Raw genomic sequence first — 23,471 nt, 5'->3', positions numbered from 1 at the left:
ATTTTCAGCGGTGATAACGCCGCACCGCACTGCTGTTGCGCAGCACATGGCCTTTGATTTTTTCCATCAGTTCAGCGCGGGTCAAGCCGGCCGGCAAGGCGTCCGGAGCAAGGTCGAGGGCGTAGATCTGGATAATGTAGTGGTGCGCACTGTCGCCCACTGGCGGGCACGGCCCCATGTAATGCGTGTTGCCCTTGCTGTTGGTGCCACCGACACCCTCGAAAGCGGACTTGGCACCGACACCGGCCGGAATCTGGCGGGTCGTGGCTTTGATGCCGTAGTGAATCCAGTGATCGACGCCCAGGCCTTTCTGGCCGTCCGGATCGTGCATGACGATCGCGTAGCTCTGGGTCGCGGCGGGGCCAGCGTTCCAGCTCAGGGCTGGCGACTGGTTCTTGCCGCCACAGCCGGCCGCATCGCTGGCCGCTGCTGCAGTGAACAGGCGGTTATCGGAAACACCCGGGATGCTCAGGGTGAAACGCTCCTGGGCCTGCGCCGGAAACTGCACGCAAAGGGCGACGGCAACGGCCGCCAGCCATGGGTTGAGAGAGGTCAATCGGGTCATTCCGGGAGCACCTTGTGCAGTTGGGCCTTCGTCGGCCTGCAAACTATAGCTGTACCGTTCGTGCCGTGGCAGTGGCAAATGGCTGAACCTCGCACTACCGCGCAAACTCACAATAGAAATGCCTGCGAGGAAGCCGGATATGGCCCTGCACCGTGTCGCCCGTATCGCCGATGTCCCACAAGACCGTGGCCTGCCCGTGGAAATCGGCGACTGCAAGATCGTCCTGCTGCGCGCCGGAGATCAACTGCGTGCCTTTCAGGGCGAATGCCCACATGCCGGCGCGCCGTTGGCTGACGGCGCGTTGTGTCTCGGACGCCTGATCTGCCCGTGGCATAAAGCGGCATTCCGCGCTGAAGACGGCGCGTTATGCGAGCCGCCAGCCCTCGACAGCCTTAAACGTTATCCGCTGGAAACACGCGGCGACGAGGTGTGGGTGGATGACCAACCGTTAGCGGATCCGCACACTCCGCCGGCAGACGATTCCCGTACGTTCGTGATTGTCGGCGCAGGGGCGGCAGGCACGGCGTGCGCGGCGGCGCTACGGGAAAAGGGCTTTGGTGGCCGAATCCTGATGATCGACCGTGAAATTGACGCCGGTTACGACCGAACGGTGCTGAGCAAATTCGTCCTCGCCGGAGAAATGCCAGCCGAGGAAATTCCACCCCTGCGCGATGAAGCTTTCTATAAAGAGCAGCGCATTGAACGGCTGCACAGCGAAATCACTTCACTCGACGCTCAGGTCAAGACCCTGCACCTCGCCGATGGCCAAATCCTCAATTACGACGCAGCGGTGCTGGCGACTGGCGGCGCACCCTATCAGCTGGAGTTGCCCGGCGCAGACCTGCCGCAGGTGTTCGTCCTGCGTTCAAAAGCCCAGGCTGAACAGATCATGAACACGGCCCAGCCGGATCAGCGCGCGGTGATCATCGGCGACAGCTTCATCGCCCTCGAGTGCGCCTCGGCCCTGCGTCAGCACGGTCTGGACGTTACGGTGCTGGCACGCCATGCGATTCCCTTCGCCGCGCAATTCGGCGAAACCGTGGGCAAAGCGATTCGCACACTGCATGAAGAAAATGGCGTGAAGTTCATCAGCGAGCATCAAGCCACGGAAATCATCGGCGACGGCAAGGTCGAGGCGGTGCTGCTGGACAATGGTTTGCGCCTTTCTGCGGATCTGGTGCTGGCAGGCATTGGCGTCCACCCCGCCACCGAGCCTTTTGCGTCATTGCCCAGGGAAAAAGATCAGTCGCTGCGCGTCGACGCCGGCATGCGCATCAACGCGGGGCTTTGGGCCATTGGCGACATCGCCACCTTCCCGCTGAACGGCCAGCCACAGCGCATCGAACACTGGCGCCTGGCCCAGCAACACGCACGAATCGCTGCTGCCAACATGCTCGGTGGCGACGAACACTATCTTGATGTGCCGTACTTCTGGACCTGGCACTTCGGCAAGAATTACGACTACCTCGGCCACGCTGAGCATTGGGATGAAGTCGAGTTTCTGGGCGAGCCGGAGCACCCACCGTTTATTGGTCTGTTCGGCCGAAAGGGTGTTCTAGTCGCTGCAGTCGCCTGCGAAAAGGAACGCGCCATGGCCCTGCTGGCCGAACGCATGAAGCAACCCCTGCCCATGGAAGAAGCCTGGACCCTGATCCGCGACTGATAAAAACCCCTGTAGGAGCTGCCGCAGGCTGCGATCTTTTGATCTTGAACGTCAAAAGATCGCAGCCTGCGGCAGCTCCTACAGGGGTTTCGCCATCAGGAGAGTCGGTTCACCGGTTCGCGGTTATCGTCGTCTTCGGCATGCAGGAAGATCACCCGTGGATGCTCCAGCGGTGCCAATGGCGGCGGCAACTCTTCCTGCTGCACCGGCCAGAAATGCGTCACCACATGACTGATATCGCCTTCCTGATCGTTGTGAATGGTCATCACCCCGGGCGTGCGCAGTTTCTGCAAACGGTCGTCACACAGTTTGAAGCTCTTGCTCAGACCCTCATCATCGATCACCGGCGACGGCAACCGGCGCTGGGCGAAGCTGCGGCTCTTACGCTGCTGATAACGCGCCCAACCGATCAGAATCACCGCGTTGACCAGCGCCACCCACAGATAAATCTGCAAAGTACCGAGTGCATCGAACGCTGAGTTATCGATGCGCGCCCCGCCCGCATGGGGTTCGATCAATGGCCACAGACCACGGATCAGCAAGAACAACAGGCCCACCCACGCCACCACCGTAAGCACCACGTCGACCACGACGAGGAAAGGCCGCTGGCGAGTCCGGATGATTTTCATTTGATGACCTCCTCTTCGTCGTCGCCGATCGGCTTGATGCCCCGATCAGGACTGACCCAGCGCGCACGTTTCTGATGTTGGCCGAACAACACTTTCGGGAAGCTGACCAGCGTGGTCAGCAAACTGACAAACCAGAATGCAATCGGGTACCAGACCACCCAGAACATGGTCTTGCCCAACCCCGGCTCATAGCGACGGTCGATGATGATGCTGACGGCGAATTGCACCAGGCAGACAAACGCCAGCAACAGCCCGGTGAACGCCGGCGGCATCAGGTGATGCACGGCGATGGCCTCGGGCAGCACCACGAATTTGCCGACGCCCCAGAAAATCACCGACAACAGGAAGGTAAACGCCCAACCGGTCGACAGGCAGTATTCGAACAGCAGCGGCCACAGGTAACGATGGCGGTACTGCCAGATGCCACGGATGTTCTTGAACAGCACTTCGGCGCCACCCTGCGCCCAGCGCAAACGCTGCTTCCACAGGCCGCCGAGGGTTTCCGGCATGAGGATCCAGCACAGCGCGCGCGGCTCGTAAAAGATGCTCCAGTGATCGAGTTGCAGCTTCCAGCTGATGTCGATGTCTTCGGTGATCATGTCCGGGCTCCAGTAACCGACCCGGTTCAGCGCCGAACGGCGGAACGCGACGATGACACCGGAGACGGTGAAGATCCGCCCGAAGACGCGCTGAGTCCGTTTGATCAGACCGATGATCGACGAGAACTCACCGACCTGAACCCGCCCGACCAGCGTCGAACGCGTGCGAATCCGTGGATTGCCGGTCACCGCGCCAAGGCGCGCGTTATCCAGCATCGGCGCAACCAGATACGCCGCCGTGTTCGGCGCCAGCAACGCGTCGCCGTCGATGCACACCAGGTATTCACTGCGCGCGGCGATGGCGCCCATGCGCAGGGCGACCGCTTTGCCCTGGTTCTCCGCCAGATGCAGCACGCGCAGTCGCGGATCTTCCTTGGCCAAGGCATCCAGCACTTGCGCGGTGTTGTCCTTGGAGCCGTCGTTGATCGCGATGACTTCGATGTTCGGATAATGCTGAGCCAGTGCCGCATGAATCGTATCGGCGGCGTTGTCACCTTCGTTGTAGCAAGGGATCAGAATCGAGATCAGCGGCTCGCCTTCCAGCGGTGGCGGCAAGGTGTCGTCCTTCCACGGCCAGTGCCGCTCCCAGTGCAGCCAGAAATACAGGCCACCGGCAATCCACAGCCCGGACATGAACAACGGGTAGAAGAACACGAAGTCCATCAGGAACTGCCCGGTGACCAGAAAGATCAGGCCCAGCGGCACGCCGAGGACGAGCGCCAGAACAAGCAGGGCTAACAGTCTATCCAGCATGTTATGGATTCCATTTATTGGAGAGCGCAGGCCTTACGGTTTTCAGGTCCGGCAGGTTGTCGAGGAAATTGTCCGGGTAGTAACCGAAACTGGTCGCGCCCTGACGCTTCAGACGGCCCATCCAGTCCGCCAGATGCGCACCGTCGATGTCGGCCTGATCCTTTTTCGTCCAGTCGCGCGCCTGCAACTCGAACACCGTGCGATCCAGCGCTCCAGGGCGTTTCTTGACCGTGGCCACCAAGGCTTCGAGCCACGGGCCAGACTCAGCCTGGGTCTGCTTCTCCATCAAGGGCATGGCCATCGGCGCCGTCCAGTCGTAAGTCACGAGGAAGTCGTCGAGGTTTTGCGCGAACCACGCTTCGCTCTCGGGGTTGAGCATCGGCTCGGCGAAGATGTTGCGCGCAGTCAGCACCTGCGGGCCGCGAATCGCACGGACTTTGGCGGTCAGCTCGTTGGTGAAATCGATGAGGTATTTGCTTTTGAAACGCGTCCAGCGCTGCATCGCTGCCGGATCATCGCGCAGGGCGGCAATCGAGCCGGGCAGACCGTGGGCGGCGTAGGCTTTCAAGGCTTCCGGGCTGGCGTCTTCAAAGTCTGAAAGCACTGCGTCGTCGTGATAGAGAATGCCGTCGACCGAAGTCAGGCGCGCGACGTCTTCGTAGATTTCACCGATGATTCGCCGCACCTCCGGATCGAACGGCGACAGACGTTTGTACTGGTCCGGGTCGACCGACGTGGTGCCGGTCTTCGGATCCCAGCGCGTCACCCGTGGCAGTTTCGAATCGAGGCCGAAACTCAGCACCGGCATCCACGCAAACACTTTGACGTGGGCACGAGTGCGCAGCTGCCAGGCAACGCGGTCGAAGATGTCGGCGCGCACCGGCAAGTGGCGGTTGGGGAAGTACAGCGAATGCACCAGACCGTCGCCCTGTGGGTCAGCGAAGGCTTGCAGGAACACCGTGTTGGCGCCCATGTCAGCCATGCGCTGCACCAGCTTGCCGAGGTTGATGTCCTGTTGCGCCGGGTCCGGGTCGTAGACGTTGTCCAGATCGACGTGGACCACGCGCATGACGAAATCCGACTGCGCGCCGACGATGCTGTTGGCAAAATGTTCGCCGTCAGGGTCGGAAGCGACGAGGAAGCGCGGGCTGCTCATCAGGTTGTCGAGGGCGTCGAGGCCGTCGTCGAGCGTCAGGGCCATTTCGTAGCCCTCCTCGCCCACCACGGTCAACGAAGTGCCGTCTGCCGTGCCGTACGGCCAGACCCACACGCGTGGTTTCTTGCCGGTGACCTTGCGGATTTTTTCCGAGATGTTGTTCACGTCGGTACGAATCCGTGCCTGGAAGTCGGCCTCGGATTCATAGCGTTTGGTCACTGGATCGTAGCGCCGGGTCGCCGCCGCCGGCTGCATGTTGCCCTGCGGGTTGGCCAGAATCCCTTTGTGGTTGGCGTCAGTGTGCGCGGCAATTTCCACCAGGCCCGATTGCGAGATTTCACGCACCTGATCCCAGGTCAGGAAGTCGGAACGCGCACGCGGCGCACCGGCGAAATCCACCGGTTGATTGAGCGGCGTGTCGATCCAGCTGCCAACCGGCGCCAGTAATGCGTGCCAGTTATACGCACGCAGCACCGGCAGCACGCGGGTGTAGAAGCTCGAATAGCCGTCGTCGAAGCTAAGCAGAATCGCCTTCGCCGGCAGCTCCGGGCCGCCCGTGCGCGCCGCCATGATCTGATCGACCGTGACCGGCTTGTAGCCGTTCTCGCGCAGCCAGGCGAGTTGCTCGATCATGCGCTCGGTGCGCACCGCCACCACGGCCTGATCGGGGTCGCGGTCTTCGATATCGTGATAGGCAATGCCAAGCACGTGATTTTTCGGCCACGGTTTTTCACTGGCCGCCAGCGGACGCTCGGACGGCGGCGCGAAGGCCGGGGCTTGCTGGGCGCAGGCGCTGACCAGCAGCACTCCCAGCAGAAGGATGAAACGCGAAATCAAAGGCATCTTCAAACTCTTCTAGAAGCGGTAAGTGAGGTCGACGAGCAGACGCAGATCGGTCTCCCGATCACCGTCGTAGGGCCGGTTGATCACACTGAACAAGCCGCCCACCTCGAACACGTCGTTCCAGGCATAGCGTTGCCCGTAGCCAAGCAGGGCCATGCCGCCCGTGCCGTGATCACGCTGGCTGTACGTCCCCGCGCCAGCCTGGAATTGCTGACTCCAGGAAGTTTCGTAGCGGTGGTAGAGCACGTGATTGACGTTGACCAGCGGCATCACGCTGAAGTCGGATTTGGGGTTGAAGTACGGCACGTCATCGGACTTGGAGTTGTGGCTGGTACCGACTTCCAGACCGGCATCGACCTGCACGTTCGGCGCGCTGTAGACGCCCTCGCGACCGGTGAGCAAGGCTTCGACGCGGTTGTTGCCGTCGCTGAAGTGCGACGGGCTGACGGCCAGTTTCCACTCGCGGCTTTCGTTGGCGCGCCAGCGGATGAAGCCACTGCCGCCGTTGGCCTTGATGTCGCTGTTGAGCGCGCGCAACGGCGTCTCGGCCGAGAGGTATTCGAGGCTGCCGCCGTATTGCCAGTTGTCATTGATGTCGCGGGCAATCGCCAGTCGCGCGCCCTGTTTGTCGCCGTAGCCATAGTCGTGATTGGAGACTTCGGCTTCGAGGGTCATGTCGCGGGTGCGCCGCTCGAGGCCGACGCGCTGGAAGCGATGGTTGCCGGTGCCTTCGGCAAAGTCGCCGGTGGCATAACCGACGCCGGCAAAGACGCGCCAGTCTTCATTGATCGGCGGGCTGTAGAGCGTGCTCTGGATACCGAAATCGCGGCTACCGCTGACGGCGCCCGCACCACTGTTGCCGCCACCGTTGGCTTTGCCGCCGTAGGCTTCGACGCGCAGTTCGGACATGTCATGGACTTCGCGCTCGCGCGCCAGACGCTGGACCTGACGGTTGTCCGGATAACGCGCGACAACGTCGTCGGTCAGCGCATCCATTTGCCGCCATTCCTGCAATTCCATTGCGGTGTGCGCCTGGCCGATTTCCAGGCCCATGTCGCGCGGCACCATGCTCTCGGTTTCCTTGAGCTGAATTTCTGCGCGGCGCGGCCATTGGCGGGCGAGGTACAGATCGGCCTGGGCCAGACGCAAGCCGACGTTGCCCGGCGCCTGGTCGACCAGGGTCTGCAAGCGTTCCTCGCCATGCGGCAGGTCGGAACCGTAGGTGCCGGCCTGCGCCGCCAGTTGCTGGGCGTCCATCCATTCATCGTTGGGGTTGCCGATCGGCAAGCCCTTGAGTTCGATACGCGGGCGCTGCGACTTGGCCAGATCTTCGGCGACCTTGCGTGCCTCGTCGGCGCGATCGCTTTCCAGCAACGCGTAATACAGCGCCGTGGTGTCTTCGAGGCGGTCGCCGGCATCGGCGTCCGGAGCGGAGAGCACCTGGCGATAGAGATCGGCGGCGATTTCCGGCTCGCGTTGATCGAGATAAGACGCCGCCACCCAGCGCAACGCGTAGGTCGGAATCTTCACGCCTTCGGCTTGCAGCTTCTGGTATTCGCTGATGACGTCGGCGGTTCGTGCACGGGCCTTGAGCGCGCCCATGCGGTCAATGCGCCAGCGCACCACGTCGTCGTGCGCCGTGGCGTCCGGTGTCCAGGTGGCGAGCAGTTTGTCGTAGTCGGCCAACGCCCGGTCGGCGATGACGTAGCGTTCACTCTCACTGCGCGTGGCGTATTCGGCGAGGCGTACGCGTTCGGCGGCGAGATCGCCTTCGAGGCGGCGCAAGGTCACCGGATCGATCAGGCCTGGCCGTTGATTGGCCAAGCGCAGTGCCGGTTCCGGCAGACGCGCCTTTTGCAGGGCGACCACGTATTCGCGGGCGACCTCCGGTTTGCTGCCGGCGCGTTTGAAGGCTTGGTCGTATTCGAAAAGCGCGTCGTATTGCTTGCCGGCGCGGGTCAGGGCGTAGCCCAGCGCGAGGCGGCGCGAAGGATCATCAGGCTTTGCCGCCACCAGCGCTTTGGCGCGAGTCACCGCTTCGTCAGGTTTACCGGCGTCAGCCTGAGTCAGGGCCAGGCCCAATTGCAGATCAGCGTTATCCGGTTCCAGCGCCAAGGCCTTGTTGTAAACCTGAGTTGCCTGATCCCAGCGCTTGAGATTGCGGTAGGCGCGGGCGGTGGCAGTCAGTGCCTGCACCGGCAAGACGCGATCGCGACCCTGGGTTTCATAGACCTGCACCACTTCGGCGTCGAGCCCGGCCCAGCTGGCGATTTGCAGGTGATCGCTGATCTGCCCGGTAGTCGACTGACCCGGCGGCACCTGACGCAGCACCGTCAGCGCAGGCGTGGTTTGCCCGGCACGGGCATCACGCACCATCTGATCATAGGGTGTGTCGGCAAACGCCAATGCCGGCCAAAGCAACTGGCTGCACAGCGCGACACGGAACAACGGGCGTAGACCACGATGTAATACGGGAACATCAATACGCGGCATTCGTCAGCATCCTTACATGGCCAGCCGGGTCGCAATGCCCTCCTTGCCCATTCGTAACGGTGGCCGAAACTGACAGCACTCGGCCAAGCTTAGTCAGGCAGTCTTGCACGCAAGCGTAGACCAGAATTCAGAACACAATATTTGTTCAGAATCGAAGCGGCGGCCCGGCCGCGACACCGAAAACCCGAACGCCAGACAGCAAAACGCCCGGCGTCCGTGCGATACGGAGGCCGGGCGTTGCTATTTAGAGCGCAGAATTACTGCACTTGCGTGACGCCTGCGAACTTGCTCATCAGGAAGCCGACGAACTGCTCAACGGTCATCTTCTGGCCGTTGAATTCCACCTGATTGGCGGCGTAATGCAGCTTGGTCACCACGTTGGTGCCGTCCACGACCGCCAGCTGCGAACCGACCGCCATGCCGGCAAACATGTCAGCCGCTTCCTTGGACTGATCGACGATGGCTTTGGCGTCAGTCTGACCGTCCAGTTGCGCCTGCACGCTGAGCAGATCGACCAGCATCGGCTTGGACACCTGAATGTTCAGATCGAGCAGCGCGACCAATTGTTTGCCCAGTTGATCCGGTGGCAGATCCATCGATTGCGGCTTGGTCAGGTCAATCACCAGATTGGCACGGCTCTCACCGTTGGCGGTGTTGAACGAGAGGTTTTCCAGGGCAATCTGCGGGCCAGCCGCGAGGAGTTTTTGCAGGTCGGCTTTGACTTGCGTATTTTCCGCTTCGGTCAGGTTCAGCTCTGGCGCTGGCAGACCTTGAGCAGCGGCCTCGGCAGCGGCTTTTTCGTACGGCTGCAACTTGGTCTGGTAGATCTGCATCAGCGACATCGTCGACGGGATGTCGAGGTTTTTCAGGCTCATGGCCATGTTCGCCGAGCCGATTTTCTTGTCGTTGAGGCTGACTTCGCCAATCTTGTAGTCCGCACGGCCGGACGCATTGCTGCCGTTTTCTTCGGTGAGGTTCTTCATTTCGAAGTTGTTCACGCCGAGCACCGACTGCTTGGGGCCGAAGGTGGTTTTACTGCTGGTCAGCTCCAGGGTGTTTTCGCCGGTGTAGTAGCCGTAGCTGCTTTTCGCGAGGTTGCTGGCCAGGGTCAGACCATTCAACTCGACCTGCACCGGTGCCTGATCTTCAGCGACGGTGACCAGTTTCAGGTTGTCCATGTAACCGTCAGCCTTGACCTTCTGCGCCTGAGCGCTGGCGGAAATGTTCATGGTCAGGCCGGAGAACTTCAGGCTCGACTGCTCATCCAGCGCAGTTTCGAATGGCACGAGGTCGAGGGTGCTGGTGGTGGATTCGTCGTAGCCGATATTGGTCACGCCTTTGAGCGGCGCAGCGCCCTTGGTCGCGGCGAACCACTTTTCGGTGGCGGCATTCTTTTCCAGCTCGTAGTTGCTGGTGGCCATGACTGGCAGCCATTTCAGCGAAAACAGGCGCGAGAACGGCAGCGGACCGTGTTCGATGTGGTCGACGAAGAGCAATTCGACCGGCTTGTCGCCGAACATCTCGCCTTCACCCTTGAGGCGATAGTGCGCGGTGCTGGTGAAGGTGTGGCGATCCAGCGACACCAGTTCCAGCGACGCGGTGCCGTTGGAGCCGGCCATGGCGGTCTGCAGCTCTTTATTGGCGTTGCTGACGGCGTTGTTCAACACGCCTTCGATCTTGGTCCCGGTGTACCAGGCCCCGCCAGCGCTGATGGCACCGATGGCAACAACAATTCCGAGGAGCACGCCTGCTGATTTATTCATGAATGACCTGATCGATTTCCGTGGCTGTGAGTGTGGTCGTCTTCCCTGAACCCGTGACCGGGTCGCGGCTCGACTCCGCTGAATTCAGCGGTGGAGATTAGCACCGGGCGCGCAAGACGGCCCAATGTTTAAAGGTTAAAGAGTGTCTATGGACACTCGGGAAAGCAAAAAGATCGCAGCCTGTGGCAGCTCCTACAGGGAAACACGTTCCAATGTAGGAGCTGCCGCAGGCTGCGATCTTTTGCTCTTCAGGAATACTGAACCTCGATCTCATCCAGCTGATGATCAAAGCTTTTCAGCCGCGCGGTCCATGTGTAGACCAGCACTTCAAAGTCCCGATCGATCACCGCACCGCCCGGCCCATCGGCGCGCGGGTCGCAGAAATCCAGCTGATAACGCTCACGGGCCATTGCCGTGGCGACATCCGACAATTCACGAGCGTTGTTGAGCCAGTGCCAGCCCTCGCCATCAATTTGCTTATCGAGCTCCAGGCATTGTTTTTTCAGCGCTTCGAGGCTTTTTTCCAGCGGCGTGCCGGTGAGCTCGCCCATGACTTCGGCGAACGTACGCCCCGGTTGCCAATAGCTGCCCCAGAAATACCGGTCGAACACGGTTTCGACCCGGCGCAGAGCGACTTTGGTATCCCAGATCAGCACCAGGGTCTTGCCCTGTTCAAGCTGCCGTTTCTTGACCCGCTGCACCTGCACCGACGCCCATGCCACCACAACAATTGCCATGACCGCGATCAGCGCCGTGGCGCTGTCGAGAAAAATCATGGCCTTGTCGATCTGGTGGGCCAGCATGATGCCGTAGAAATAGGTGGCCGATAGCAGTAGCAGCGCTGCGAGGGCGCACCAGAAGCCGAGAGCGTAAGGGTTTTTCATTATTGGTTTCCCCTAGACCAGCGCTAGCAATGTGCGCTGGAAGGGTGCTTTGCACGGGGCGCCCTTCCAACACTTCAAAGCATAGCAACGGCCTCAGGGTTTGCTGGGGCTTGGAGCGTGCGTTCGTCCGCTTTCCCAACCGCCACCGAGGGCGAGGAACAAATCGATCTGGCTCATCGCGACTTGAGTGTTGGCGGCGGCCAGTTGCGCGGTGACATCGGTGTAGGTCCGGGTCGCTTGCAGGTCGGCGAGAAACGACTCGCGGCCGGCCTGAAAGAAGCGGTGGGTCTGGTCGGCGGCCAGTTTCGCCGATTGCTCGGCATCGGCCAGCGCATCGCGGCGTTGCAGCAAGGCACTGTACTGGGCCAGACCGGTCTGGGTTTCGCGAATGGCGTTGAGCACCACGCCGTCGAAGTGCGCCAGTGCGCCTTGGGTGGACGCTTCCGCTTCACGGATGCGCGCACGAGCGCCGTTGGTCGGCACCTTCCAGCTCAGCGACGGGCCGAAGCCCCAACGGTTGGTTGACGGATCACCGAGGTCGTCGATGATGCCGACAGTGCCGATGGTCGCGCCGATGCTGATGTCCGGGTACAGCTCGCCGGTGGCGACGCCGATCCCGGCGGTGGCGGCGGCCAGACGTCGCTCAGCCTGACGAATGTCCGGACGACGCTTGAGCAGCGCCGCGCCGTCTCCGACCGGAACCCGTTGAGCGATCTTCGGCAGCTCGGCGCACGTCGCAGTGCCGGCCGGCAATTGATCGACCGGTTTCGCCAACAGCATCGACAGCCGGAACAACCCGGCCTGACGCGCCGCTTCATAGCGCGGCATGTCGGCGCGCAGGGATTTGAATTGGGTCTGCGAACGGGTGACCTGGGTTTCATCGCCGCGCCCGGCATCGCGCAGACGCTGGATGAGCGTCGTGCCTTGCGATTGCAGGTCAAGGGAATGCTGGGCGATTTCGCGTTCTTCGTTGGCCGCGCAGACTTGCGTGTAAGCACGCACCACGTCTGCCACCAAAGTAATGCGCGCGGTATCCGCTGCGGCTTGGGTGGCGTCGGCGTTGGCTTTCGCGCCTTCAATGCCGCGCTGTAAGGTGCCCCACAGATCGAACTGATAAGACGCGCTGATGCCAATATCGCCAACGTTGGCCACTGGCACCTTTTCCGGCAACAGGTAAGCCTGTCCGGATTCCTGCAAACGCTGGGCACCCATTTTCACCCCAGCGCTCCAGCCGCCAGCGGCCTCGGCCTCATCGACCTGAGCGCGGGCGCGCTGCAAGTTGGCGGCGGCGACGCGCAGATCGGTGTTGGACGCCATGGCCTGTTGCACCAGTTGATCCAGACGCGGGTCTTTATACAGCCGCCACCAGTCTGCCGGCACCGGTGCCGAGACCACAGGTTTACCGTCGACGGCCAATTCGCCCTGAAAATCCTTGCGCTGAACGGCCGAATTTTCAGGCACGTGATAATCCGGCCCGACCATCTGACAAGCCGACAACATCACGCCCAACCCGGCGATCATCAGGGCCCTGCTCATTGCGCGGACTCCTGCTTTTTATCGTCGACTTTTGCGTCTTCGATGATCGACACCGTGGCGGTACGCCCGGCAATCATGCGGAAATCTTCCGGCACGTCATCAAAGGCAATCCGCACCGGAATCCGCTGCGCCAGCCGCACCCAGCTGAACGCCGGGTTGACGTTCGGCAACAGATTGCTGCCGCTGGTACGGTCGCGGTCTTCGATACCGGCGACGATGCTTTCCACGTGCCCGCGCAATTTGGCGCGATCACCGATCACGCGGATATCCACAGACTGGCCGACATGAATGCCGTCGAGTTTGGTCTCTTCAAAATAACCGTCGATGTGGAACGAGTTGCTGTCGACCACCGACAACACCGGACGCCCGGCGGTGACGAACTCCTGTGGTCGCGGCGCACGGTCGTTGACGTAACCGTCCACCGGGCTGCGGATCACCGAGCGGTCGAGGTTGAGCTGAGCGCTGTCCACGGTGACCATGGCTTCGGCCAGTGCCGATTGCGCACGGGCGACCTTCGACTGGCTTTCTTCCAGTTGCTCGGCGGGCACCAGGTTGCCGAGACCACGGTTACGCTTGGCTTCGCGCTGGGCCTGAGCGAGGGTTTCTTCGCGGTCGGCGACAGCCGCTTTGGCCTGACGCAGCGCCAGTTTGAAGCGATCCTGATCGATGCTGAACAGCACCTGGCCGCGCTTGATCAACTGGTTGTCTTTCACTTCAACCTGCTGGATCAATCCGGACACGTCCGGAGCGATCTGGATGATGTCGGCGCGAATGTGGCCGTCACGGGTCCACGGCGCGAACATGTAATACATCACCATGCGCCAGACGAGGACAACGGCAAAAGTCACGATCAGCAGGGTCAGTACCACGCGACCGATGGTCAAAAACGGTTTTTTCATGTCATCAGGTATCGACTGAGTGAGTCCACGCCGTACAGAAGCACGGCGTAGAGGGCCACGTTGAACAATGCCCGGTGCCAGACCAGACGGTAAAAGTGCACGCGCGTAAGCACGGCATGCACCAGCAAAAACAGCACATAAGTGATGCCCATCAACACCAGCAGGGTCGGCAGGAAAATGCCGCTGATGTCCAGATCACCGATCATAGGGGCGCTCCATCGGGCAGCGGTTCTTCGGGCTCGGCGCTGGAGACGAATTCGACGCCGGGCAGCAACGCCAGACGCAAACCGCTCAAGGCGTGCAACAGGTTTAGCCGGGTTTCATCATCGCCGTGACCGTTGAGTGCGCGGCGGGCGCGATCCATGGTCATCAGTAAAGGCGCTGGCGCCGGCAAGCGTTCACCAGCCTTGAGGCAGGCGCGGAAATACTCGCCGACCTCGCTGACCACTTGCTGCAACAACGCATTCGGCGCGCCGGTTACGCGTGGGGTGTAGGCGAGCAAGTCGAGCAGGTTGAGGCCGACGCGCACTTCACGCATGGCAATGCCGGTGTCCTGACCGGTGAGAGCGAGACGCGGCAGATGCTGCATCAGCCGATCGAGCAACTGCACACCCAACTGGCGGTGCTCGGCGAGGTTGGCCGGCTCGGTCATGTGGACGATGTCTTTCCAGCTGAAACGAGTCAGGCGCTTGGCCGCCAGCTCCGCGCCGAACGGTCGCGCGACCAGCGTCCAGATGAAGGCGAATAACAACCCCATCGGCCCCGCCAGGTTGGAGTTCACGAAGGCGAAGAAGTCCGCATCGTAAGCGCCCTGAATGCTGATGAACGACGAGGTGTTGACCAGCGTCAGCAGCATGCCGAGGTAGAAACGCGGCTGCACGGTCAGGGTGCCGACGCAGATGAACGGGATGGAAAACGCCAGCACCAGCATCGGGAAATCGTGCAGGTTGGGCAGAATCAAAAACAGATAGAGGCTGGCGAACAGCACCGACATGCCGGTCCAGAAAAAGAACCGGTAGATCTGCGGTGCCGGGTCGTCCATCGAGGCGAAGAAGCTGCACGCCACCGCCGCCAGAATCACCGCGCTGCCGCCGTCCGGCCAGCCGAGCAAAATCCACAGCACCGAGGCGGTGATGATCGCCAGAATCGTCGAGGCCACCGAATACATCATCAGGCCACGGTCGAGAAACGGCTTAAGGCGACCGAGACGCCAATGGCGGTAAACCGCGCGCCAGTTGTCCTGACGCTCGCAAAGAATGGCGTCTTGCAGGCTGCGGCAGTCCTGCCAAAGATCGATGAATTCACCGAGGCGATAAATCGAGTTGGAGAACAGCAGTTGCCGGCGATCTTCCAGTGCGGCGGCGCTCGGTTGCAGGGCTTCGAGCTGATCTTTCAGCGCTTGCCAACGGTCGAGATCGGCGTCCTGATGAGCCAGCCATTCGCGGGTTGCGACCAGCAGCGGTTCGAATTTTTCCACCAGTTCCGGCGTGCGCCGTTCGAGGGCGTAGAGCGAGTCTTCCAGCGCATCAATCACCGGCAGCAGATGAATCATTCGTCCACGTAATTCTTTGGTGTTGCGCACGGTTTGCGGTCGCGAGCCTTCGTGGGGCAACTGGCCGATCATCAATTCGAGGCTGTTGAAGTTGGCGACCATGGCCATGCGCAGCGCGGTGACTTCTTCGGGCTGCACGTCGCGGCTGAGAAATTTCAGGCTGTAGGTGGTCGCGTCGGCGAACCACTTGCTCACGGCATCGTTGAACACCGGCGCCAGACGTCGCGGCCAGAACATCGCGCCGACCACCGCAGCGACGGCGATGCCGAGGAAAATCTCTTCTGTACGCGCTTCCGCCACGTCCCACACCGCCAGCGGGTTATCCACCACCGGCAAGGCAATCAGCGGCAAGGTGTAACCGGCGAGCATCAGCGCGTAGCTGTTGGCCGTGCGCAGATGCAGGGACATGAACAGCAAAATCCCCGTCCACAGCGCAATGACTACCACCAGCACATACGGGCTCTGGACGAACATCGGCACGAAAAAAACCGCCGCCGCCGCGCCGAGAAAGGTACCGATTGCGCGGTATAACGCCTTGGAACTGGTCGGCCCGAGAAAGGGGCTGGAGACGATGTAAACCGTGGCCATCGCCCAATACGGACGCGGCATTTGCATGAGCAAGGCGATGTACAGCGCGATCATCGACGCTGCAAAAGTACGGATCCCGTAAAACCAGTCGCGGGCCGGCGGAATGCCAGAGAAAAAACCGTTCAAGAATTGACCACCACAGGCGGATTGGCCGCCTCAAAAGCTCTGAGTACCCGAAGCGTAGCTTCCAGATCGCTTTGATCGATGCCTTCGAGCACCTCATGACGCAAGCGCACCAGTTCGATCTCGACTGCCTGCACCAGTTCACGCCCGGTATCGGTCAGGCTCAGGCACTTGGCGCGGCGATCGTGGGCATCTTCGGTCCGGCAGACGTAGCCGGAATGGCACAGCTGATCGAGCAGACGCACCAGCGACGGACTCTCCATCCCGGCCGCCTGCGCCACCTGCACCTGGCGCACGCCCTCGCCCAAACGGCCGATCATCAACAGCGGCACGGCGCAGGCTTCGGAGATTCCATAGTTGACCAGCGTGGTCTGACAGATCTTCCGCCAATGCCTGGCGGCCACCACCATGGCACTGCTGATGTTCATCTGGAGAGCGTCGAGTTGGTTCGGCACGGGGAAATGCACACTGTTAGTTTGCTAACTATCAATATCGCATTGGAGGGGAATTTCAGTCAAGTTTTGAAACAAATTGCCGGATCGAGCAGAGAAAGTCTCCGCCGAGACATCACTCAGCGCTTTTTAGCATTCTCATAAACGCTGCTGCGTTCACGTTTGCCGACCGCAACGACGGAAACAACCACGCGCTCGTCAATCACTTGATAAACCAAACGGTAGCCGGAAGCCTTCAGTTTGATTTTGTAACAATCCGGCATCCCATGCAGAGCATCCGCAGATACTCTGGGCAGATCCAACCGCTCGCCCAGCTTCTTTTTGAATTGCTCTCGCAGTGTATGACCCAACTTGTTCCATTCTTTGTAAGCAGATGGCAGAAATTCGAGCTTAAAGGTCATCCAGGCTTACCGAAATTGGCGTTTCATGGCTGCGGGCGCGAACGATTTCAGCAAGGTCCAGATCATCTAACCGCTCCATCATTGCTTCGTACACATCCGCTGGAACCATGTAGCCCATAACGCGATTGTGGTTGAGAACCGCCACAGCTCCGCCATGTGCGCCGCTCAGGACTGCAGAAGGGTTTTTCTTTAATTCGGAAACACTGACAGCCATATCGGCCAAAACACTTTGCATAATAAAAGACCTTAATTGAGGACGATATTCTGGTCCATTTTTTATTCATCAACAACCATGATGCTCAGTCGAATGACCAGAGGTCACTGTTTCTTCAGCCCAGCCTGCCCTTACGCAACAACACATTCAACTGATCCACCACCTCCGCCCAATCGGCGTCCTCCAGAATTTCGTCCCGTAAAAACTGCGATTGGCTCTTCGTCCAGAAAAACGCATCGGCCAAATGCAGCTCGGGTTTGAGCGGGGAATGGGTGGCGATGAATTTTTCGATGTCGACCGGGTCGTCGGACAGGCCGAGTTGTTTGAACAGGGATGGCAGGCTGTGGGTTGGATTTTTCATTGCAGTGATCCTTGGAATTAGCGGTGTCTGGAAGATTATTCGCGAGCAAGCCCGCTCCCATAGGGGTTCTCGGGTGATCACAGATTTTGTGTCCACCCGAGAACCCCTGTGGGAGCGGGCTTGCTCGCGATGGCGTCGGCACTGGCGCTACAAAAACCTAATGACTCAACTCCCGCACCTCGGCATGCGGCACCATTTTTAGAAACTCCGGCATGCTCATGTGCAGCAGGTAGTTATGGTTGCCCGCCTCCAGATAAATATCTTTCTGCCGCGTCAGCAATGGGTCGATGACCATGTCCAGCCCGTAGGAATCACCCAGCGGCGGCACCGCGCCGCGCTCGCAGTCGTCAAAGATGTGCGCCAGATTGCTTTCGCGAGTCAGTTGCCATTCGCCGCTGTTGCGCACCTTGCTCAGATCCAGATGACGGCTGGCCGGCAATACGGCCATCAGGTAGTGCCCGTGGTGGTCGTCGAGGATGATCGATTTCGCCACCCGCTCGGCGGGCACCCCGGCGACTCGCGCGGTTTCCAGGCTGCTGGATGAGTGCCGGTGAGCGACCACGTCATATTCGCAATGCGCCCGGGTCAGGCTGCTTTGCACCTTTTTTGCCATTCGCATGATGCACCTCGGTGTCGCGCAGAAGGTTGTTGCGGTGAGTGTGAGTCTAGTTCGGCGCGGGATTGGCGAGGGGAAATCCGCTCACTGGACACATCCGCACATTGATCAAAATTCATACAGCGCAACGCTCAACTAGACTGAAAGAACCAGCCCATGACTCTCGCGGAGGGTCACGTGAACAGTCGTTGTTGTACGTTTGTCTCGCTCTTGCTGATCAGTGGCGCTGCCCTCGCCGCTGACACCCCGTTGCCGCCGATGAGTCCGCTCGGCCTGTGGTTGATTACCCTCGGCATCGTCTTTCTGATCGCCGAAGCGGCGCTGCCCAATTACGGCGTGATCGGTTTGGGCGGGATCATCATGTTTGTCATCGGCGCGCTGATTTTGGGCAACGCCGAATTGCCGGTGCCGATGATGATCGGCCTCGGTCTGATCAGCGCCCTGCTGTTGCTCGCGCTAGTGATTCGCGCGCTGAAAACCCGCCCGCGCCACGCGGTCAGTGGCGACGCCGGGCTACTCGGCAGCGTGACCGCAATCACCACCGTGCAGCCGGGCGATGCCCGCAACGGTTGGGTGCAGTTGCAAGGCGAACGCTGGCAAGTACTCAGCGCGACGCCGCTGCAAACCGGGCAATCGGTGCGCGTAGTGGCTCGCAAGGGATTGTTGCTGCAAGTGGCCGCGGCTGACGCGGCGCCGCTCGGAGAGTGATCATGGGTCTGCAAATCGGTTTTGTTGCGCTGTTGTTTTTGGTGATTGCCCTCGCCGGCTCAACATTTCGCATTCTGCGCGAATATGAACGCGGTGTGGTGTTCCAGCTCGGACGCTTCTGGCAAGTCAAAGGGCCCGGGCTGATCCTGCTGATTCCGGTGGTGCAGCAAATGGTTCGGGTCGACTTGCGCACCGTCGTCCTCGACGTACCGCCGCAGGATGTGATCACCCGCGACAACGTCTCGGTGAAGGTCAACGCGGTGCTGTACTTCCGCGTACTCGATCCGCAGAAGGCGATCATTCAGGTGGAAGACTTTCTCTCCGCCACCAGCCAATTGGCGCAAACCACCCTGCGTGCCGTACTCGGCAAACACGAACTCGATGAGTTATTGGCCGAGCGCGAGCAGTTGAACATCGATATCCAGCAAGTGCTCGACGCCCAGACCGACGCGTGGGGCATCAAGGTCGCCAACGTCGAAATCAAACACGTCGACCTCAACGAGTCGATGGTCCGCGCCATCGCCAAACAGGCCGAGGCCGAGCGCGAACGACGGGCTAAGGTGATTCATGCCGAAGGTGAATTACAGGCTTCGGAAAAACTCATGCAGGCTGCGGAAATGCTCGGACGCCAGCCGGGGGCAATGCAGTTGCGTTATATGCAGACGTTGAGTTCGATTGCGGGGGACAAGAGTTCGACGATTGTCTTTCCGCTGCCGATTGAATTGCTCAAGGGCATGGCGGATTTGTCCGGCAAGTCCTGAAGAGCAAAAGATCGCAGCCTGCGGCAGCTCCTACAGGGGATCACATTCCAATGTAGGAGCTGCCGCAGGCTGCGATCTTTTCAGGCACCACGCAATTTTTCCAAAGCTTCATAGGGCGCTCGCGCACACGTCTGCACACGCGCCTGCAACAGCACCGAAGCCTCGCGGCGTTTGTCTTCACCATCGGCAACAAACACTTGCGAAGGCTGTTTCGCATGCTGCGCGGCAGCGGCAAACACCTGCTGACGCTGCACATCATTCAATCGAAAGAACCGCGCCAAGCGCCCAGCCATCGCATCGGGCAACTCGCTGTAATTCACCGCCAAACCGGCCGAATCCCGACAATGTAGCAACCCCGCCTCCAACAACCGCCCCAAACGCCGTGCGATAAAATCTTCACGGCCCTCGAACTGCAACCCATCCTCCAATACGCAATCACCGAGCATGCCCGGCACCATGTGCATGCCCGGTCGGCGCAGGTGGGAAACCGCAATCTCCAACGGGTCGCGATAGAGAAACAACCACGGCGTATCGGCAAAACAGGCTTGCAGCAGCGGCCATTCGCCGATGTTCCAGGCATCGAGTTTGATCACCAGATGCTTTTCCACACCGCGCCGGCGCTGGCCATACGCCGAAAGCAAACCGGCGATCGCGGCCTGACGTTCGGCGTCCGGTAAATCGCTGCGCAACAAGGCATCCAGCGGTGGTGGTTCGGACACCACGATGTGATCGTCGAGCTGCGCGAGCATCTGGCTGATCAACGTCGAACCGCAGCGCGAGGCATGCAGAATGAATGCGCTCGGGGCGATTCCCGGGCTTTGCGCTTGCCAAGCGGTCAACGCCGCCAATGGCGTCTGGCGCCGGAATGCCTGGTTGAACGGCAGCCGCAGCGCATCTTCGACCGCATCGCGAAAGAATGGCTGATGCAACGGCGTGTCGCCGAACCAGCACCAATCCACTTGCCATTGCCCGGCGACCGGCCAGATCCGAATGGGCAACCAGCCGTCAAAATTCAGTGGCTCCATTGTTCATTCCATTGCCGGCGACCATTGCGCATGGCGGCGCGCAATTCTTCGCGAGAAAACTCCAGACCCTGTTCAGCGGCCAGCGCGAGTGTGCGGCTGATGAATATTTGCGGATCATGCAGCGCCTGCAACTCGGCAGACATCGCGGCATCCTCCGCCAGCCGACGCTGAAAACGTTGCAATGCGCTATCAGACAACTCCGCTGCGGGCGTGTCCGGCAGACCTTGAGCAATCATCTGCGCCAGCCAGGCACTGGGCCGACAATCGAGGACCAGATGCACCCGCGCCGAGGTGTCGCGGTTAGCCACCCGATGTACACGTGCGAGGTCGAGAAACCAGCACTCGCCGGCCTGCATTGGTACACGCTGGCCGTCGAGCCAGAAATCGACAAGGGGCGGACTGAGCAACGGAATGTGCAAGCGCAGATCGGCGTCCGGGCCATCAAGATCGTAGTCACGATGCTCATGAATCCGCCCGCCCGGCCCCAGCCGCAGGAGTCGGGCACTGACGATGTCGAGCGGAAAATCCTGCAGCGCGCGCGACCAGCGCTGATCACACTGCCAGGCTGCGCGGTGCACCGGTTCACCACGACCGGGAGACAACTCAGTGCGCGCGTCGAGCGCTGAAATCAGCGCCACACCGCTCCACTCGCCGGAAAAATAATCCGCATTGAAATGGCTGCGCCAAGCGTCTTCGTCAATGGCCGCCAAGGCTTGCAACAGCCGCGGCAAATCCAGCGTCACCGGCAAGCGCGCGAAGGCCGGTCGGCTCATGTCCGAGGCAACACCGAACATTCGCCCAGCCAGGTCAGCAGGCGATCGAGGCAGGCGTCCACCGACTGCGCGCCGCTATCGAGCACCAGCGACGCCTGCACCGGTGGCTCGTAGGGCGCCGAGATGCCCGTAAACCCGGGCAGCTCACCGCGCCGGGCCCGCGCGTAATGGCCTTTCGGGTCACGTTGCTCACAGACCGCCAATGAAGCGCTGCACCAGACTTCGCGATAGTCGTCGCCCAAGCGACTGGCGAACACTTCACGCAACTCGGCCAGCGGTGCAATCATCGCCAGAATCACGATCTGACCGTTGTCCACCAGCAACGCAGCGAGTTCGCTGGCGCGGCGGATGTTCTCCAGCCGGTCTGCATCACTAAAACCGAGGTCGCGATTAAGCCCGACACGCAAGCCGTCGCCATCCAGCACCACACTGTGCAAACCCCGTGCGAACAACTCGGCGTGCAACGCCTGGGCAAGTGTCGACTTGCCCGCCGCCGGCAGACCAGTCAGCAGAATCGCTGCCCCGTGATGGCCATTGCGGGCCTCGCGTTGCGTGCGACTGACACTGGCGCGCGGCGCCAGCACATCACTGCGCGGGGGCATGCGCCACCACGGGCACGGAGATATCGCCCGCCGCCCACGCCGATTCACGATTGGCCAGCGCGGTGGCGATCGATTGCACTTCGGTCGATTGCACCTGGTCCGGCAGCGGATCGAGGCCGGCGCTGGCAAAGATCTGACCATAGGCATTGCGCAGATCGGCGTACGACAGGTCGCGCCGCAGGTCCGCTTGCAGGTTGTTCAATTCGCCCTGAATCAGCTCCAGTTCACCAATGCCAGCCGCCTGATGACGGTTGCGCAACTGACCGACGATTTGCCCATCGATGTCCGACAGCTGTTGGTTGGTCTTGAACTGGCGTTTGGCTTCCTGGTAGTTGGCGTTGGCCACATAGAGTTGGGCCAGCACGGCGATCGACATCGCCTGACGCCGGGCACTGGCGACTTCTTCGCCGGCCTTGGCGACGTTGATGGCGGCCGGTGCGGAAATCACGTTGAACAGGTTCCAGGTGACTTTGACGCCATAGTCGGCCCAGCCCTGTTCGACGAGGAACGAGTTGCTGTCGTAATGCCCGCCAGCGGAAAACTCCAGACCGGGCAGCAGGCGCAACATGGCTTTGCGCGTTTCGGCGGCGCTGATGCGCGTCTGGTAATCCTGCTCACGCAGCTCCGGTCGGCTGGTCAGTGCTTCCTGCTCAAGCTTGGCCAGATCGATCTTGAGTTCAGGCACCTGATAACCGTCATCGGTGGCCAGGGTCAGGTTAGTGCCCAACGGCAGGTTGATCAGCGTCGCCAGTTCGGTTTTCGCCAACGACAGGGCGCGCCGCTGTTCTTCCAGTTGGCGCGTGGCTTCGATCAGCGAACGTTGATAACCGAGCGCTTGCACCGGGTCGCCGATACGCTGGCTGCTCATGCTTTCGCTATCACGCCGGGCGGTGTCGACCCGTGCCATCAGGCTGTCGATCTGCTTGAGCAGACGTTCGGCCGCCATCGCCCGCCAATAAGCCGAGCGCACGTCCTGGACGATGGTATTGATCACTTTGCGTCGACGTTCCTGAACAATCAGACGCTGGTCGCCCTGCTGTTTGGCGCTGATGTAACTGACGCCGAAGTCGAGGACGTTCCAGACCATGGTCAGGTCAGCGACGTCGCGGTCGCGGTCCTGCGAGGTCGACGGCTCCAGAGACTGGGTGCCGGTGCGCACGCTCTGGCTGCTGGAAGCGTTGACGTTGTTACGCCCGACGTAACCGGCGTCCAGTGCCATGCGCGGCAGCATGTCGAAACTGGCGAGGTCGAGCTGCCGCTTGGCCAACGCTTCCTCCATGATCTTCAAACGCCCTTCGAGGTTGTATTTCACCGCGCGGGCCATGGCTTGATGCAGGGTCAACGGGCCGCGCAGCGGCTCCTGATCCTTGTACATGTTTTGCAGGTCGCTTTTGGCCCGCTGTTCACTGACGCTGCGTTCAATCGGTTCACTGGTCACTGCACATCCGCTGACCGCCAGCGCCAGCAAGCTGGCGCCGAACAACTTCTGAGTTCTTTTCATCCCTGGATCGC

23 protein-coding genes are annotated in these 23,471 nt (G+C 60.9%); 3 read left to right on the top strand and 20 right to left on the bottom strand.

The genetic code is table 11. The annotated features are described in order from the left end of the window. Nucleotides 1-4: 4 nt before the first annotated feature. A complete protein-coding gene (locus tag C2E19_RS02005; protein ID WP_129387394.1) occupies nucleotides 5-565 on the bottom strand; it encodes a YbhB/YbcL family Raf kinase inhibitor-like protein in 561 nt (186 codons plus the stop codon). Nucleotides 566-704: 139 nt separating this feature from the next. On the opposite strand from C2E19_RS02005, the gene C2E19_RS02000 reads away from it, so the two are divergent. Further along, a complete protein-coding gene (locus tag C2E19_RS02000) occupies nucleotides 705-2,228 on the top strand; it encodes an FAD-dependent oxidoreductase (RefSeq protein ID WP_129387391.1) in 1,524 nt (507 codons plus the stop codon). 95 nt (nucleotides 2,229-2,323) lie between these two features. Here the strand turns inward: C2E19_RS02000 and pgaD are convergent, their stop codons facing one another. The 15 genes from pgaD to C2E19_RS01920 form a co-directional block, all read right to left on the bottom strand. Continuing rightward, nucleotides 2,324-2,857, bottom strand: a complete 534-nt coding sequence (pgaD, locus tag C2E19_RS01995; protein WP_129387388.1) for a poly-beta-1,6-N-acetyl-D-glucosamine biosynthesis protein PgaD — start codon at nucleotides 2,855-2,857, stop codon at nucleotides 2,324-2,326. Then, complete coding sequence (gene pgaC / locus C2E19_RS01990) at nucleotides 2,854-4,209, bottom strand: poly-beta-1,6-N-acetyl-D-glucosamine synthase (RefSeq protein ID WP_129387385.1); 1,356 nt, start codon at nucleotides 4,207-4,209, stop codon at nucleotides 2,854-2,856. The genes pgaD and pgaC overlap by 4 nt, the downstream gene beginning before the upstream one ends. 1 nt (nucleotide 4,210) lies before the next feature. Continuing rightward, a complete protein-coding gene (gene pgaB, locus C2E19_RS01985; protein ID WP_129387382.1) occupies nucleotides 4,211-6,208 on the bottom strand; it encodes a poly-beta-1,6-N-acetyl-D-glucosamine N-deacetylase PgaB in 1,998 nt (665 codons plus the stop codon). A gap of 12 nt (nucleotides 6,209-6,220) precedes the next feature. Continuing rightward, nucleotides 6,221-8,701, bottom strand: coding sequence for a poly-beta-1,6 N-acetyl-D-glucosamine export porin PgaA (gene pgaA / locus C2E19_RS01980; RefSeq protein ID WP_129387379.1), 2,481 nt, complete (start codon nucleotides 8,699-8,701; stop codon nucleotides 6,221-6,223). 257 nt (nucleotides 8,702-8,958) lie between these two features. Next, a complete protein-coding gene (locus C2E19_RS01975; RefSeq protein ID WP_129387377.1) occupies nucleotides 8,959-10,464 on the bottom strand; it encodes a YdgA family protein in 1,506 nt (501 codons plus the stop codon). A 248-nt stretch (nucleotides 10,465-10,712) separates the two neighbouring features. Then, nucleotides 10,713-11,348, bottom strand: a complete 636-nt coding sequence (locus C2E19_RS01970) for an NADH:ubiquinone oxidoreductase subunit N (protein ID WP_129387375.1) — start codon at nucleotides 11,346-11,348, stop codon at nucleotides 10,713-10,715. A gap of 93 nt (nucleotides 11,349-11,441) precedes the next feature. Further along, the gene (locus C2E19_RS01965) at nucleotides 11,442-12,884 is read right to left on the bottom strand and encodes an efflux transporter outer membrane subunit (RefSeq protein ID WP_129387372.1); all 1,443 of its coding nucleotides are present in this window, start codon (nucleotides 12,882-12,884) and stop codon (nucleotides 11,442-11,444) included. Further along, nucleotides 12,881-13,783, bottom strand: coding sequence for an HlyD family secretion protein (locus C2E19_RS01960; protein ID WP_129387370.1), 903 nt, complete (start codon nucleotides 13,781-13,783; stop codon nucleotides 12,881-12,883). The genes C2E19_RS01965 and C2E19_RS01960 overlap by 4 nt, the downstream gene beginning before the upstream one ends. Beyond that, nucleotides 13,780-13,989 carry a DUF1656 domain-containing protein gene (locus C2E19_RS01955; RefSeq protein WP_007917703.1) on the bottom strand — a complete coding sequence of 70 codons (210 nt, stop codon included), beginning with the start codon at nucleotides 13,987-13,989 and terminating at the stop codon, nucleotides 13,780-13,782. The genes C2E19_RS01960 and C2E19_RS01955 overlap by 4 nt, the downstream gene beginning before the upstream one ends. Then, nucleotides 13,986-16,049 (bottom strand): FUSC family protein, encoded by a 2,064-nt coding sequence (locus C2E19_RS01950; RefSeq protein WP_129387368.1) that lies wholly within the window; start codon nucleotides 16,047-16,049, stop codon nucleotides 13,986-13,988. The genes C2E19_RS01955 and C2E19_RS01950 overlap by 4 nt, the downstream gene beginning before the upstream one ends. Further along, on the bottom strand, nucleotides 16,046-16,474 hold the full coding sequence (locus C2E19_RS01945) for a MarR family winged helix-turn-helix transcriptional regulator (RefSeq protein WP_129387366.1): 429 nt from the start codon (nucleotides 16,472-16,474) through the stop codon (nucleotides 16,046-16,048). The genes C2E19_RS01950 and C2E19_RS01945 overlap by 4 nt, the downstream gene beginning before the upstream one ends. Nucleotides 16,475-16,617: 143 nt before the next feature. After that, nucleotides 16,618-16,899 carry a type II toxin-antitoxin system RelE/ParE family toxin gene (locus C2E19_RS01940; RefSeq protein WP_129387364.1) on the bottom strand — a complete coding sequence of 94 codons (282 nt, stop codon included), beginning with the start codon at nucleotides 16,897-16,899 and terminating at the stop codon, nucleotides 16,618-16,620. Continuing rightward, a complete protein-coding gene (locus C2E19_RS01935; RefSeq protein ID WP_129387361.1) occupies nucleotides 16,889-17,134 on the bottom strand; it encodes a type II toxin-antitoxin system Phd/YefM family antitoxin in 246 nt (81 codons plus the stop codon). Before C2E19_RS01935 ends, C2E19_RS01940 begins: the two co-directional genes overlap by 11 nt. Before the next feature lie 94 nt (nucleotides 17,135-17,228). Further along, the gene (locus C2E19_RS01930; RefSeq protein WP_129387358.1) at nucleotides 17,229-17,474 is read right to left on the bottom strand and encodes a DUF2789 domain-containing protein; all 246 of its coding nucleotides are present in this window, start codon (nucleotides 17,472-17,474) and stop codon (nucleotides 17,229-17,231) included. Between the two features lie 157 nt (nucleotides 17,475-17,631). Further along, nucleotides 17,632-18,093, bottom strand: coding sequence for an aminoacyl-tRNA deacylase (locus C2E19_RS01920; RefSeq protein ID WP_053116446.1), 462 nt, complete (start codon nucleotides 18,091-18,093; stop codon nucleotides 17,632-17,634). A 153-nt stretch (nucleotides 18,094-18,246) separates the two neighbouring features. Between C2E19_RS01920 and C2E19_RS01915 the strand changes: the two genes are divergently transcribed. Both C2E19_RS01915 and C2E19_RS01910 read left to right on the top strand, forming a co-directional pair. Continuing rightward, on the top strand, nucleotides 18,247-18,798 hold the full coding sequence (locus tag C2E19_RS01915) for an NfeD family protein (protein WP_129387352.1): 552 nt from the start codon (nucleotides 18,247-18,249) through the stop codon (nucleotides 18,796-18,798). A 2-nt stretch (nucleotides 18,799-18,800) separates the two neighbouring features. Beyond that, nucleotides 18,801-19,559, top strand: a complete 759-nt coding sequence (locus tag C2E19_RS01910) for a slipin family protein (protein WP_129387349.1) — start codon at nucleotides 18,801-18,803, stop codon at nucleotides 19,557-19,559. 80 nt (nucleotides 19,560-19,639) lie between these two features. Here C2E19_RS01910 and C2E19_RS01905 read toward each other — a convergent pair whose 3' ends face one another. Genes C2E19_RS01905 through C2E19_RS01890 form a run of 4 tightly spaced genes read right to left on the bottom strand, consistent with a single transcriptional unit; the run spans nucleotide 19,640 to nucleotide 23,460 of the window. After that, entirely contained in the window at nucleotides 19,640-20,584 is a 945-nt protein-coding gene (locus C2E19_RS01905; protein ID WP_129387345.1) for a sulfotransferase family protein, read from the bottom strand. After that, complete coding sequence (locus C2E19_RS01900) at nucleotides 20,572-21,357, bottom strand: aspartyl/asparaginyl beta-hydroxylase domain-containing protein (protein WP_129387342.1); 786 nt, start codon at nucleotides 21,355-21,357, stop codon at nucleotides 20,572-20,574. The genes C2E19_RS01905 and C2E19_RS01900 overlap by 13 nt, the downstream gene beginning before the upstream one ends. After that, nucleotides 21,354-21,959 (bottom strand): adenylyl-sulfate kinase, encoded by a 606-nt coding sequence (gene cysC, locus C2E19_RS01895; protein ID WP_129387339.1) that lies wholly within the window; start codon nucleotides 21,957-21,959, stop codon nucleotides 21,354-21,356. The genes C2E19_RS01900 and cysC overlap by 4 nt, the downstream gene beginning before the upstream one ends. Then, nucleotides 21,943-23,460, bottom strand: coding sequence for a TolC family protein (locus C2E19_RS01890; protein ID WP_129387336.1), 1,518 nt, complete (start codon nucleotides 23,458-23,460; stop codon nucleotides 21,943-21,945). Before C2E19_RS01890 ends, cysC begins: the two co-directional genes overlap by 17 nt. Nucleotides 23,461-23,471 lie beyond the last annotated feature (11 nt).

Source organism: Pseudomonas sp. DTU12.3 (assembly GCF_004124275.1).
Classification (GTDB): Bacteria; Pseudomonadota; Gammaproteobacteria; order Pseudomonadales; family Pseudomonadaceae; genus Aquipseudomonas; species Aquipseudomonas helmanticensis.
This window is presented reverse-complemented; position numbering and strand designations above follow the sequence as displayed.